A 13993-nucleotide genomic window follows, 5' to 3' on the forward strand; every position below is an offset into this window, starting at 1 on the left:
TCATTCTGACACTATTTTTTCTGTGCTTTTGAAATACCAGTCTTACTTCTTATATATTTAGTTGGAAATCGGATGACACTATCCAATAAATCACTTGGCTTTCTTGGAATAGCAGGTGTCATATAATGCGTTCCTAAGGATTTGAGACTTAATAGATGGTGGATTAACCACGCAAAGGCGAGCATCTGTCCAAACAAGCCAAATAATCCTGCTGATAAGATAAAAATATAGCGGATGAAGCGGCTAGTATTACTCATTAAGAAAATGGGCGGTAAGAAGGAAAGTAGTGCTGAGGTAGCGACTAATACAATGAGTATATTACTAAGTAATCCAGCTTCTACGGCAGCTGTACCAATTACAATACCTCCTACGATACCAATTGTTTGTCCGACTTTGGCAGGCATTCGGGAGCCCGCTTCTCGCAACACTTCAATAATAAGCTCGATAAATAATACTTCAATCAGTGGAGGAAACGGCACCTTACTTCTTGATTCCTGAAGATTTAGTAATAATTCGTATGGCAAAATTTCTGGATGGAAGGTTAAGGCTGATATATACATGGGTGTAATCATGATCGTTAAGAAAAAACCAAAAAAGCGCAGCATCCTTAATAAAGATGCTGTTGTCCAACGGTTGTAGTAATCCTCAATCGACACGAACATTTCAAAAAAAGATGTGGGACAGACAATGGCTAGTTGACTATTATCCATAAAAATGACGATTCTCCCATCCAGAAGATAACGGCAAATACTATCTGGACGGACTGTCATGTAGTATTGTGGAAAGGGCGATAATGGATTATCCTCAATTAATTGCTTCAACACGGATATATCCGTAAATAACGGATAATCTACCTGGTCAATACGGTTTCTTAAATCATCTAAATTTTCATGGCTCACGATATTATCCATATACATAATCGATATTTTAATATTGGCTTCTGACCCAACAATTCGATTTTCATTTTTTAGCATGGAGCTTTGAATCCGTCTTCTCACTAACGATATATTCGTTTCTAATGATTCTGTAAATGCATCCTGTGGACCAATTACAGTCGACTCTGTTTCCGTATCCGTAATGGCCCTTGTAGGTGCGCTATACGTATCGACGCTTAATAGAGCGTTGGTTTCGTGAAAAAAAAGAAGGGTTTGCCCAGCATTCAATTTTTTAACGACACCTTTCACATCCTTCGGGTCCACATATTGAGCCATTTGATGAATTTGTTTCAAATTATTAGCTAGCGGAATCGTCACCATGGTTTGTAAGGTCATTTTTTCGATGAGTGAGGAGAAATAAATGACCGTCACATCCCCTTCTTCTGTAGCGATCATTTTCAGTTTTACGTCATCGACTTCGTTAATCTCCTGCTTTAATTTAGCGACAATCTGCTCGGGTATCTCGTTCATTTTCGCTCCACCCCTTTTGTTCCGATAAATACCAGCCCATATCATTCAGTTTTTAGTAGTTTGTCTTTTTTTCATCTAATTATGTAAAAATTGTGCTAGCAAAAATAGCCATACAAAAAGGATGCATCCCATTTAGAGATGCATCCTTTTACGCTATTCTATAGAATCTTTGCTGTATCGGTTTTTACCAATACCAAATACGTAGTAGCTGATTGTTACAAGAACTAAGTAAATAATACCCACTATTAATGACACGCGTGTATCATCATTGAACCACATGCCGACTAGTACTATGATTAAAAAGATGATTGTTACATAGTTTGTAATCGGAGCGAACGGCATTTTGAAAGGATGCTTTGCTAGCTGCGCTCCCTTTTCTTTTCTAAAACGAATTTGACTTATTAAAATGATAAACCATGGAATCATCCCTGGTAAAACACTTGCACTATACACATAAACAAATAAGTTTTCAGGGGCAATATAACTTAAAATAACACCAACGACTAAGCCAACTAATACGCCCGCTGTTCCAAATAAAGGCACGCCATTACTAGAAAGCTTTGCGAAAAATTTTGGTGCTTGTCCATTCATAGCCAGTGTATATAACATACGTCCAGCACTATAGATTCCACTGTTACACCCTGACATTGCAGCAGTGATGACGACGAAATTAATAATACCTGCAGCAGCTGTGATACCTACCTTAGCAAATGTTGCAACGAAAGGACTACCAATTGTGCCAAGCTCGTCCCAAGGATACACTGTAACAATGACAAAGATTGCACCGATATAGAAAATTAAAATACGCCAAATGATACTTTGAATCGCATTGGTAATTGTTTTCTGCGGATTTTTTGCTTCTCCCGCCGTAATTCCAATGAGCTCTACCCCTTGATAGGCCGCAACAACTAAAGATAAGGCAAAGAAAAATCCTGTCCAGCCACCTGTAAAGAAGCCACCGTGACTCCACAGATTGGATAAGCCGATTGCTATCCCATCATTGCCAAAGCCAAAGAAGATAAGTCCGACCCCTGCAATAATCATTAAAATAATCGTAACAATTTTAATCATCGCAAACCAGAATTCAAATTCTCCAAATGATTTGACAGAAATGAAGTTCGCCACACCTAAAATCACCATTGCAATTAGACCAGGTATCCAAGCCGGTAATTCTGGATACCAATATTGCATATACGTTCCTACTGCTATAATTTCAGACATCCCAACAATAACCCATTGGAACCAGTTACTCCACGCTGTTAAATACCCTGCTAAAGGATGAATATATTTATAGCCAAATGTGGCAAAAGAGCCTGTACTTGGCTCCATATAAAGCATCTCACCCATTGCCCTCATAATGAAAAAAATAAAAATACCTGCAAAACCATAGGCAAGGAGTACAGAAGGTCCTGTCCATTGAATAGCACTTGCTGAGCCCATAAATAGCCCAACACCAATCGTACCGCCAAGTGCAATCATTTGAATATGACGTGCTTCTAATCCTCTTTTCAATTCCTTATTGGCCACTCCATAACGCCTCTTTCCCTGTTGTTCTTTCTACGATGTTTTTACTTTAAAATAATAATCAATTTTTCTAAAAAAGACAAATGTATTTTTAGGAAAAACAAAAAGTATTGCTATTTTAATAGAATAACGAAAAATAGGTAATAATGAGGATTTAATTGGTGTTTGTACGAAATATGATGTTACTTCAACAATATTTAAATCAGAAAATTCAAAAAACTCTATTCCGTTCAAGTCGAAAGGAATAGAGTTTGCTTCGTTATTGTAATAAAGTTTGTTCGTGTAATTTAGCAGAGAAGTATTTACGTGCATCTGCTGTTAGAATTTGTAGCAAAGTCACTTCTTCTTGACGTGCAAATTCTACAAACATCCCACTTAAATTTTCGTAGACATATTTGATTTTAAAGCCACTATCTAAATAATGATCTACTTTTTGAATTTCCTCTGTGCTTTGTTGGAATTCAGACATGCCATCACCTCACCTTCTTTTGAAAATGTCTTGATGTTGTCTCACTTACTCGGCACCCTTCATCTCTAACAGAGGATCTGGTTGCTCCACCAGTTCATCTTCATTTGGGACCGCCGTTGGAGCTGCTGGTTGGCCAAATATTTCATCTAAATTATGTCCAACTGTAATACCTAAATATTTGACATCACTTGGATCATCTAGCTCAGCTTGTGGATACTTTTTAAACCACCAATACTTCGCTAATACATAATATACAATCGCGCCTACAGCGAACCCTACTAAAGAAGAGTAAGTTGAAAATATATTGGCAACTGCACCACCGATTACCCAGGCGATTAACCCAGCCATATTAAAGCCCTTAAAATATTTAAATTGCCCATCTAATTCATAAAGCTCTTTTACATGTACGCGCCGTTTACGAATTAGGTAGTAATCAGCAAATAAAATACCTACAATCGCTGTTAAAATACCGCCAATGATTAATAGGACATTGACCATGACATCAAATAGACTCCAAGGCTGTGCAAGAATACCAATAATTCCTGCAATAACTACCCCTACCCAGAATGGCACTTTTGGTCCCCCAATATTAGAGAAAATAGTAGCTGCTGGTACAACGTTGGCAGAGGTATTTGTCGACCATTGTGCTAATACAATCATCAGCAATAGAATCCCAAGAACAAAGCCGCTTGCACTTTGCTGTAAGGCATTAATTGGGTCTGCCGAGGCAACTGCCATATAGCAAACTGCACCAATCGTAACAATGAATGTGTTTGTAATGGGCATAACAATTAAAGAGCCTACAAGCTGTGTTTTATTACGCTTGAACCAATTACGCTCATTTTTAGGTGCTTTAAAGAAACGGGATAAGGATGGCATATCAGCTGCTAATGTTGCCCAAAAGCCCATATTTGCCATCACCACTACCATAAAGGCGGTAAAAGCAGCGAAGCCTGTTGTTGGGGTTTCCACCCACGTCCAAATATTTTTTCCCTGAGATGTTGCATTATCTGCCAATGTGTAATACATCCAACAAGAAATTAAAATAATGACAGGGGCTGCTAAATCAGCAAAGCGCTCAATGGATTTAATACCAAGTGATGTATTAAAGAGTTGAAGCGCTGCAAACACAAGGAAGCAGATAAACCAATTATCAAAGTCAAACAATAAATTTAAAATTCCGTTTATCGCTAAGGCACCAAAGTACGTATTCAAACCAAACCAACAGGCAGCTGTAATACCACGTACAAGGGAAGGTAGATGAGTACCGAATGTGCCAAATGGTGCACGCATATAAACAGGGAAAGATAATCCATGCTCTATTCCTATATCACCAATTAACGTCATAAAGACGCCAATTAAACAAGAACCTACCAATGTTGCCACAATCACCATGGGTAAGGATAAACTCATAATAGCCGAACCACCAATGGCAAAAGCCGCTAATACAATTGCCATTCCTATCCAAATTACCGCAAAACCAAATGTTCCAATATTTCTTTGTTGATGTGTCACTGGAAGTAAATCTGGGGATTTTAAATAATTCCCTTCACGTTCCATAATGTTTCTCTCCTTTTTTTCTAATTTCCGTGACAACCTACTTGAAGTGCCTTCCTTCACCCAAAATGCTGAAGGAAGGTGGAATTTCGATTTTAATCTTTATTCAAAATTGAACAACGGTCCTTTATTTTGATAGACTGCTAAGAAGTGATTGGCGTTCATTCCATGTCATTGGCGGAATTGTGGATGGACGTTCAACCATTGAAATGGCTCCATCGACAGGACAAACAATTGAGCATAAATTACAGCCTACGCAGTCTTCCTCACGAACCTTTAACATCGGGCGACCATTCTCCGTATAAAGGTCAATACATTGATGAGATGTATCTTCGCAAGCAATATGACACTTATTGCAATTAATACAAACATCATTATTAATTTCTGCGACAATTTTATAATTTAAATCTAAATCACCCCAGTTTGAATACCTTTGCACAGAGCGACCAACTAATTCCATGACGGAAGCTAGACCTTTATCATCTAAGTAGTTATTCAGCCCATCAATCATATCCTCTACAATACTAAAGCCATGGTGCATCGCTGCTGTACATACCTGCACGCCTGTCGCACCCATTAAAATAAATTCTGCTGCATCCTGCCAATTCGAGATGCCACCAATACCTGATATCGGTACATTGACTAATGGATTACGAGCACATTCTGCAACCATGTTTAGTGCAATTGGTTTAACTGCTGGACCACAATAGCCCCCATGAGCTCCTTTTCCAGCCACATGTGGTACGGTATTCCAAGAATCTAAATCAACACCAGCTAAACTGTTAATCGTATTAATCATACTCACAGCATCTGCTCCACCTCGTGTTGCCGCTTCCGCCGTCACGGTAATATCCGTAATGTTGGGCGTTAGTTTAACAATGACAGGTGTACGCGCCGCTTCCTTTACCCAGTACGTTTGTTTTTCCACCAATTCAGGGACTTGACCAGAGGCAGAACCCATGCCTCGTTCTGCCATCCCATGTGGACAACCAAAGTTAAGCTCAAGACCATCAACCCCCACATCTTCTACTCGTTTCACAATTTCATGCCATTTTTCTTGCTTTGGTTCCACCATTAACGAGGCAATAATTGCGTGATTAGGAAACTTCTTTTTCGTTTCATAGATTTCTTGTAAATTCACTTCTAATGGTCGATCCGTAATTAATTCGATATTGTTAAAGCCTGCTACACGTTGGCCATTATAGCTAACTGCTGCAAAACGGGAAGACACATTTAAAATAGGTTCTCCTAACGTTTTCCAAACTGCGCCACCCCAGCCCGCTTCAAATGCACGTTGTACTTGATAGCCTGAATTCGTTGGTGGAGCAGATGCTAGCCAAAATGGATTCGGCGATTTGATGCCCGCTAAATTAATGCGTAAGTCTGCCATATAAGTTCCCCCTCTATCCGTACTAACAATCTTTTGTCAACTGAAAGCATAGTGTCAGATACAGGCTGTATGACCACCATTTCAGAACATAGGATACTGTATAATCATTCAGAAGAGGGTTAACAGCCTGTAAAAACCCGATTGGTGAATCTAACAATCAGTGAAGGAAGAGCCTCCACTGATTGAAGGTTCACTTTATCCCGTATTAACAGGCTGTATGACCACCATTTCAGAACATAGGATACTGTATAATCATTCAGAGGAAGGTTAACAGCCTGTAAAAACCCGATTGGTGAATCTAACAATCAGTGAAGGAAGAGCCTCCACTGATTGAAGGTTCACTTTATCCCGTATTAACAGGCTGTATGACCACCATTTCAGAACATAGGATACTGTATAATCATTCAGAGGAAGGTTAACAGCCTGTAAAAACCCGATTGGTGAATCTAACAATCAGTGAAGGAAGAGCCTCCACTGATTGAAGGTTCACTTTATCCCGTATTAACAGGCTGTATGACCACCATTTCAGAACATAGGATACTGTATAATCATTCAGAAGAGGGTTAACAGCCTGTAAAAACCCGATTGGTGAATCTAACAATCAGTGGAGGAAGAACCTCCACTGATTGAAGGTTCACTTTATGCAATCTCACTTGGTTTTCTTAAACGTTCATGAATCTTATATGCTGCATCTTTTCCTTGCTGTACAGCGGTCACTACCATCGCTTCACCCTGTCCATTACCAAAGACAACATCTCCACATGCAAATACTTTGTCATTGGACGTTTGCATTGTTGTCTCATCAATGTCTACGACACCATTTGTATGAGCTAAACCAAAGGCTTCAATTAACGATACAAAACGAGTTTGCCCGATGGCTTTAATAACAGCATCCACTTCAATAATAAAATTGGAGCCCTTTACTTCTTCAGGGCGTTGTCGACCATCAGGACCTGCCTCACCAAGCTTCATTTTCACACATTCAATGCCTGTCACCTTTCCTGCTTCATTGCCAATAATTTTTTTAGGTGCAGTTAGCCATTTAAATTCCACACCATCCTGCTTGGCAAATTCATATTCAAATTTGTATGCTGTCATTTCTTTTTCTGTTCTACGATAGAGAATTTGTACATTGTCTGCACCTAAACGCACCGCACTTGTAGCACCGTCTATCGCCGTGTTTCCAGCACCGATTACAGCTACTCGTTTTCCTAAAATATCATTTGTAAGCGGTCCCATTTTTGTTTTTCGAATAAACTCAATGGCATCATGTACCCCTTCTAAATCTTCTCCATCAATGCCCAAATTTGGGACAGCACCCATACCAACAGCTAAAATCACACTGTCATAGTGCGCCAAAATTTCATCTGCAGAAATATCTACACCTACAGCTGTATTCGTTTGAATGTCCACACCGAGCTGTTCAATCTGCTCTACTTCCCAATCTACGACATCATTTGGTAATCGGAATGCTACAATTCCATAGCTTCCTAAGCCCCCAGCCTTCGCTTCAGCTTCATAAATAGTAACTTGATAGCCTAAGCGACTGAGCTCACGAGCTGCCGACAAACCAGCAGGACCTGCCCCTACAATGGCTATTTTCTGTCCATTATGTGGACCTGCCTTAAATAGCTGAGCATTGGTTTCCATTGCCCAATCCGTTGCATAACGTTGTAACTCACCAATTTTAATTGGCTTTGTTGAAGAATTTAAGACACACGCCCCTTCACACAGTTCTTCCGTTGGACAAACTCTTGCACAGCTCGCACCAATTGGGTTTGCTTCTAATATAGTCGTAGCAGAACCCTTCATATTACCGGATGCAATTTTTTTTATGAAATTGGGTATTTGAATACTTGTTGGACATGCTTTAATACATGGTGCGTCATAGCAATACAGACAACGATTGGCTTCCTCAATTGCCTCATTCTTTGTCATCTTACCTTTTAATTCCACAAAATTACGTCTAAGCTGCACGGTCACTGCATTTTCTTGAATCGGAACCATTTCCACATCCCCCTCATGTGTTCATTTTTTCCGTACCCTAATTACGAAACCGATTGTTTTGCTCTCCAGTCAAAACAATCGGTCTATCCTGTAGGAAGCTAAATGTTTAGAGCTTCCGCAGTTACTGTTTTTAATGGACGTTTAATGTATCGTCCACTGCCAAGTACACCTACAAATTCTTTATTTTTAATGACATATTCCCCACGTACGAGTACACTAACAGGCTCACCTGTTACTTCCCAGCCTTCATATGGGTTATAGTCCACATTCATATGATGTGTTTTAGCTGAAATTTGACGCTGTGCCTCTGGGTCAAAAATGACGATATCCGCATCTGAACCAATTGCAATCGTTCCTTTTTGCGGGAATAAGCCAAATATTTTTGCGGCACTAGTAGAGATCATATCAACAAATTCATTGATGGAAATTCTGCCTTTTGCCACGCCCTCAGAGTATAAGATACTGAAGCGGTCTTCAATGAATGGTCCGCCATTTGGAATTTTCGAGAAATCATTTAAGCCTAATTGCTTTTTACCTTTAAAGCTAAAGGAGCATTGGTCTGAGCCAATCGTTTGTAGCTGTTTTGCCTTTAAGGCATTCCATAAATGTTCTTGATGATATTTAGGACGAAGTGGCGGTGACCAAACATATTTGGCTCCTTCAAAGCCTGGTTGCGCTAATGCGGATTGATCGAGCGTTAAATACGGTGGACAAGTTTCACCATAAACATCATAGCCCTTTTCACGAGCGGCAATAATTTCATCTACCGCTTCTTTACAAGTCACATGCACCACATAGAGCTTCGCACCAGCTATATGCGCTAATTCGATAGCACGCTTTGTTGCCTCTCCTTCCAATTCCGCTGGACGAGTTAGTGCATGATAGATCGGTTCCTTATGTCCAGCACGTCTTGCCTCCTCTACTAGCTCATCTATAACAGAGCCATTTTCACAATGGACCATCACTATCGCACCAAGATCCTTAGCGATTTTAAAGGCTTTAAATAATGTACGATCTGTGGCTTGGAATTCTTTTGCATAAGCCATGAAGACTTTGACAGAAGTAATGCCCTCTTGCTCTAATAATTGTGGTAATTCAGCTTCGGTTTCAGGTGTTAGATCACCAATCATCAAGTGGAAGCCATAGTCAATAGCAGACTTTCCTTTTGCCTTGTCGTGCCATTTCTCTACGGCTGTCGATAATTTTTCTTCTCCTGCTGTTAAACAGAAATCTAAAATAGTAGTTGTCCCACCAAAAGCCGCTGCAATGGTGCCTGATTTCCAATCATCATCCGTCACCGTGTTATTGAATGGCATGTCTAAATGCGTATGGGGATCAATGCCACCAGGCAATACGTACTTGCCTGTAGCATCAATAATTTCAGCGCCAGCATCCGTTAAATTTTGTCCAATTTGAACAATTTTACCGTTCTCAATTAAAATATCTGCCTCAAATACATCAGCAGCAGTTGCTACTCGTCCACCTTTAATGATTTTTTTCACTATGCCTCTCACCCTTCATCACAAAATTAGAGAATGCTTGATAGTTAATGCAGTGTATATGTTTCGCCCATACTAAACTTCGTTTGTAGCGTTAACACCGTTTCCAATAAAATATCTGCGCCCTTTGCACAATCTTCAAAGGCTGTTTCCTCTTCTTCACAATGACTCTTCCCTTGAATACTTGGAACAAAAATCATCGCGGAAGGAACCATACTTGCCATATACTGTGCATCATGTCCAGCGCCACTAAACATACGATGAGATGAATAGCCAAAGCTTTGACAAGCTCTTTCTACTTCATTGCAAATCGCACTATCAAAATGCACGGTATCTCTGCCCCATAACTTGACAGGCTGAATATGGCATCCGCCCGCTGTCTCAGGAAGCGCGTTGAGAATATCCTCAACCTGTTGCATGACCTCTGGCTTTTGATGACGTGAATCAATTGTAAATGTCACCTTATTTGGGATAACGGTATGAATATTTGGGGAAACATTCATACGACCAAAAGTAAAAACAAGTTGTTCGTCAATTTTTCCTAATTGTTCATATAGCTCTTTAATGATGGTTGATGCCACAATCATTGGGTCTTTACGCATTGACATTGGGGTTGTACCTGCATGGTTTGATTGCCCACTAATTGTAATTTCATAGCAGACCATGCCTAGCACACCTTCAACCACACCAATTTCCTGCTGTTTTGCTTCTAATACTGGCCCTTGTTCAATATGCAATTCGATATAAGCAAGTGCCTCCTTCAGACGATTGGCTTGCTCTCCCTCATAGCCACTTGCTTGTAAAGCTTGTTGAAAACGAATGCCGTTTTTATCCGTAGATTGGAGCATTTTTTCTTTGTCAAATTTCGAGGTAATGACGCCTGAACTCATCATGGCTGGATCAAAACGCGCCCCTTCTTCATTCGTGAAGTTGACAATCGTAAGAGGAATATCCACTTCGATATCATTTTCCTTTATTGTTCGAATGGCCTCGATCGCTGTTAGTACACCTAGCACACCATCAAATCTCCCACCCTTTTCTACTGAATCTAGATGGGAACCCATGACAATGGGTGGCACATTCTTTTTACCAGGAAGAGTGGCGTAAATGTTGCCCATATCGTCCACCTGAATATCCATTCCTAACGTTTTACAACACTCACAAAAATAGTTTCTTGCTAATACATCCTCATTCGAAAGAGACAAACGTGTGACGCCACCATTTTCCGTGGCCCCAAATTGACTAAATTGTTCAATTAACTCTTGCAATCGTCTACTATTACATTTATACATATGCAAGTCCTCTCTTTCCCAGTAGTTAATAAACATTCTAAAATAGATAAAATTTGTGAGATATGGATAGTAAACTAAAAAAATATGTGCAACTGCACATCATATATGGTAAGTTATGTTCATAATTAAGGGGGGAACATATGGGGACGATTCGTAAAATTGTAGAGGGAGTTCATTTCCCAATGCTCACATTAGTCGCTGGACATAGTGGTACGTATCGCAGAGTTACTGGTATTAATGTTGTGGAAAGCAGTGATTTAATCATGTTTTGTAGACCCAATGAATTGGTCGTCACAACAGGCATTCATTTAGATGCACAGCAAGACTCCTTGGAACATCTTGTGAAACAGGCATACACGAAAAAAGTAGCTGGCTTTATCATTAATACAGGACCATTCATTCCTAGCATTCCAGAAGCTGTCATCTCTTTTGCCAATCAACATGATTTCCCTATTTTTCAAATGCCATGGAATTATCGCATTGCTGATCTATTAAAAACTACCTTTCAATTTATTGCCAATCACCATCAAGAGCTTTCTATCGAAGAAAAGGTTCTTTTCAATCTACTATTTCATTACAAACAAAACACTAACACAATGAAAGATCAACTAGCTCAGCTAGGATTTCCTCAAGGAAGAGAATTAGCGATCATAACTTGTACAACCATTGGCTCTCAAGCAGCTATTGACCGTTATGAGGTCATGATCCAATTCGCTTTTCAAAATCGCTATCAACGCTTCTTAAAATTAAAGCATAAAAATCACCTCATCTTTTTAATTGATAAAGCACAAATCAATACACCTAATATACCCTTCTCAAAAGTTGTGGAAGAAATCTATGAAAAAATCACACTAAAAAATGGTTACTTGGATATTATTATCGGCAAAGGTAATTTTCATAAAGAGCTAGAAAATGTTCGCCAAAGCTATGATGAGTCCTTAACCGTCATCCATTTAGCACAGCTTCATAACAATCGTTATTTGTATAAGTATAAAGAAATCGGTGCCTATAAAATATTGATGGCTGTGAAAAATCAGCCCCTAATGAAATCGTTCAGTCAGGATATTTTAGGACAGCTTTATCGCTACGATGAATTACATGGGACAGACTATGTACCTTTTTTACGTATTTTCGTTGAGGAAAATGGCAGTACAAGCAGGATTAGTGAACGTCAATTTATACATCGAAACACGGTCCTCTATAAAATGAAGAAAATTGAAATGCTATTAGATATGGACTTAGGCAATCCCTTTACGAAGACTAATTTGTATATTGCCTTTTTAATTGAGGATGTCTTAATGCATCAATAGCCTGTCACAACTTTAAATTAACTGAATTATCTTTCTCCTTAAATACTCCTTCTAAAATTCTGGAAGCATACATATAAAGTACAAATAGGGGCGACTGTGCATTTTTGTTGTCCATATCTGAGGAAGACATATGCATGCTAATCAACTACCTGTTTAGAAGGAGTGAAGCTTCGTGACCAATGTAACAAGTCCCAATTGGCAAGTAAAAGATGAACAATTTGTATGGCATTCTATGAAGCCCTACAATCCAAATGCAACAATGATCGTCCAATCCTCTAAAGGAGCATGGATTACTGACATTGAAGGTAAGCGCTATTTAGATGCAATGGCAGGTTTATGGTGTGTGAACGTTGGCTATGGACGTGAGGAGATTGCCAAAGTTGCCTATGAGCAATTGCTAGAAAATACGTATACCCCATTATCTATTGGGCACATCCCTGCTATTCAATTAAGTGAAAAAATTAATGAGCTTTTAGGGGATGATTATGTCGTCTTCTTCTCTAATAGTGGCTCTGAGGCAAATGAGGCAGCCTTCAAAATAGCTAGACAATATCATCAACAAAAAGGTCACGTCAATCGAACGAAAATTATTTCCCGTTACCGTGCCTATCATGGTAGCTCGATGGGTGCTCTTGCAGCAACTGGACAAGCTCAAAGAAAATATAAATATGAGCCACTGGCACCAGGTTTTTTACATGTCACACCACCTGACGCTTATCGTGCCAATGAGGACCATATTCAAAGTAAGGACCCTTGTGCATTACCATCCGTCCAAGCAATCGATCATGTTATGACTTGGGAAATGTCAGATTCCGTAGCAGCAGTCATTATGGAGCCTATTATTACTGGCGGTGGTGTAATTATGCCCCACGACAGCTACTTACAGGGAGTTAAAGCTGTTTGTGAGAAGCATGGCGCACTACTCATTGTCGATGAAGTCATTTGTGGTTTTGGTCGTACAGGCAAAGCTTTTGGATTCCAAAACTACGGCATCCAGCCTGATATTGTGACTATGGCGAAAGGCTTAACAAGCGCTTATATGCCACTGTCTGCTACAGCTGTTCGTCGTGAAATTTATGAGGCGTTTGCTGGAACTGAGGAATATGACTTTTTCCGTCATGTCAACACATTCGGTGGATCACCAGCAGCATGTGCCGTCGCATTAAAAAATATTGAAATAATGGAAAAGGAAAATTTATTTGCCCACTCGGCTGCACTAGGTGCTACATTACTCACTGCATTACAAGAGCAATTAAAGGAGCACCCGAATGTTGGGGATATTCGTGGGAAAGGCTTATTAATTGGCGTAGAGCTAGTACAAGATAAAGACAGCAAAACACCGCTCGACATTACGCTAGTGAACAAAGTAATCACACAATGTAAGGAACAAGGGTTAATCATTGGGAAAAACGGGGTAACCGTGGCAGGTTTCAATAATGTGTTAACCTTATCCCCTCCTCTGATTATTTCCTCAGATGAGAAGAATTTCATTGTTGAAAAATTTGTACAAGCCTTACATTCTATTAAACTGTAGGAGGA

10 protein-coding genes are annotated in these 13993 nt (G+C 39.6%); 2 read left to right on the forward strand and 8 right to left on the reverse strand.

Annotated elements, in window-relative coordinates; genetic code table 11:
* Positions 1 to 11: 11 nt before the first annotated feature.
* From JIN86_RS05825 to JIN86_RS05860, 8 genes are all read right to left on the reverse strand, one after another.
* Positions 12 to 1406, reverse strand: coding sequence for a spore germination protein (locus tag JIN86_RS05825; protein WP_004232757.1), 1395 nt, complete (start codon positions 1404 to 1406; stop codon positions 12 to 14).
* A gap of 153 nt (positions 1407 to 1559) precedes the next feature.
* Positions 1560 to 2933 (reverse strand): amino acid permease, encoded by a 1374-nt coding sequence (locus tag JIN86_RS05830; RefSeq protein WP_202341458.1) that lies wholly within the window; start codon positions 2931 to 2933, stop codon positions 1560 to 1562.
* Between the two features lie 256 nt (positions 2934 to 3189).
* Entirely contained in the window at positions 3190 to 3399 is a 210-nt protein-coding gene (locus tag JIN86_RS05835; RefSeq protein ID WP_004232753.1) for a hypothetical protein, read from the reverse strand.
* Between the two features lie 45 nt (positions 3400 to 3444).
* Positions 3445 to 4959, reverse strand: a complete 1515-nt coding sequence (locus tag JIN86_RS05840) for an NCS1 family transporter (RefSeq protein WP_202341459.1) — start codon at positions 4957 to 4959, stop codon at positions 3445 to 3447.
* 124 nt (positions 4960 to 5083) lie between these two features.
* Positions 5084 to 6346: an NAD-dependent dihydropyrimidine dehydrogenase subunit PreA gene (preA, locus tag JIN86_RS05845; RefSeq protein WP_004232749.1), complete on the reverse strand. Its 1263-nt coding sequence runs from the start codon at positions 6344 to 6346 to the stop codon at positions 5084 to 5086.
* A gap of 639 nt (positions 6347 to 6985) precedes the next feature.
* Positions 6986 to 8353, reverse strand: coding sequence for an NAD(P)-dependent oxidoreductase (locus JIN86_RS05850; protein WP_202341460.1), 1368 nt, complete (start codon positions 8351 to 8353; stop codon positions 6986 to 6988).
* 98 nt (positions 8354 to 8451) lie between these two features.
* Entirely contained in the window at positions 8452 to 9855 is a 1404-nt protein-coding gene (gene hydA, locus JIN86_RS05855) for a dihydropyrimidinase (protein ID WP_048389890.1), read from the reverse strand.
* Between the two features lie 44 nt (positions 9856 to 9899).
* Complete coding sequence (locus JIN86_RS05860) at positions 9900 to 11144, reverse strand: Zn-dependent hydrolase (protein ID WP_009370856.1); 1245 nt, start codon at positions 11142 to 11144, stop codon at positions 9900 to 9902.
* 140 nt (positions 11145 to 11284) lie between these two features.
* On the opposite strand from JIN86_RS05860, the gene JIN86_RS05865 reads away from it, so the two are divergent.
* Both JIN86_RS05865 and JIN86_RS05870 read left to right on the forward strand, forming a co-directional pair.
* Positions 11285 to 12454, forward strand: a complete 1170-nt coding sequence (locus JIN86_RS05865; protein ID WP_202341461.1) for a PucR family transcriptional regulator — start codon at positions 11285 to 11287, stop codon at positions 12452 to 12454.
* A gap of 172 nt (positions 12455 to 12626) precedes the next feature.
* Positions 12627 to 13988: an aspartate aminotransferase family protein gene (locus tag JIN86_RS05870; protein WP_004232740.1), complete on the forward strand. Its 1362-nt coding sequence runs from the start codon at positions 12627 to 12629 to the stop codon at positions 13986 to 13988.
* Positions 13989 to 13993: the final 5 nt, after the last annotated feature.

Origin of the sequence: Lysinibacillus sp. HST-98, from assembly GCF_016757845.1 — a bacterium.
GTDB classification, from domain to species: Bacteria; Bacillota; Bacilli; order Bacillales_A; family Planococcaceae; genus Lysinibacillus; species Lysinibacillus capsici.

What these genes read in the sequence shown, in the direction of transcription:
- JIN86_RS05825 (WP_004232757.1), bottom strand. Translation starts at nt 1,406, where the DNA reads ATGAACGAGATACCCGAGCAGATTGTCGCTAAATTAAAGCAGGAGATT.
- JIN86_RS05835 (WP_004232753.1), bottom strand. Translation starts at nt 3,399, where the DNA reads ATGTCTGAATTCCAACAAAGCACAGAGGAAATTCAAAAAGTAGATCAT.
- JIN86_RS05840 (WP_202341459.1), bottom strand. Translation starts at nt 4,959, where the DNA reads ATGGAACGTGAAGGGAATTATTTAAAATCCCCAGATTTACTTCCAGTG.
- preA (WP_004232749.1), bottom strand. Translation starts at nt 6,346, where the DNA reads ATGGCAGACTTACGCATTAATTTAGCGGGCATCAAATCGCCGAATCCA.
- JIN86_RS05850 (WP_202341460.1), bottom strand. Translation starts at nt 8,353, where the DNA reads ATGGTTCCGATTCAAGAAAATGCAGTGACCGTGCAGCTTAGACGTAAT.
- JIN86_RS05860 (WP_009370856.1), bottom strand. Translation starts at nt 11,144, where the DNA reads ATGTATAAATGTAATAGTAGACGATTGCAAGAGTTAATTGAACAATTT.
- JIN86_RS05865 (WP_202341461.1), top strand. Translation starts at nt 11,285, where the DNA reads ATGGGGACGATTCGTAAAATTGTAGAGGGAGTTCATTTCCCAATGCTC.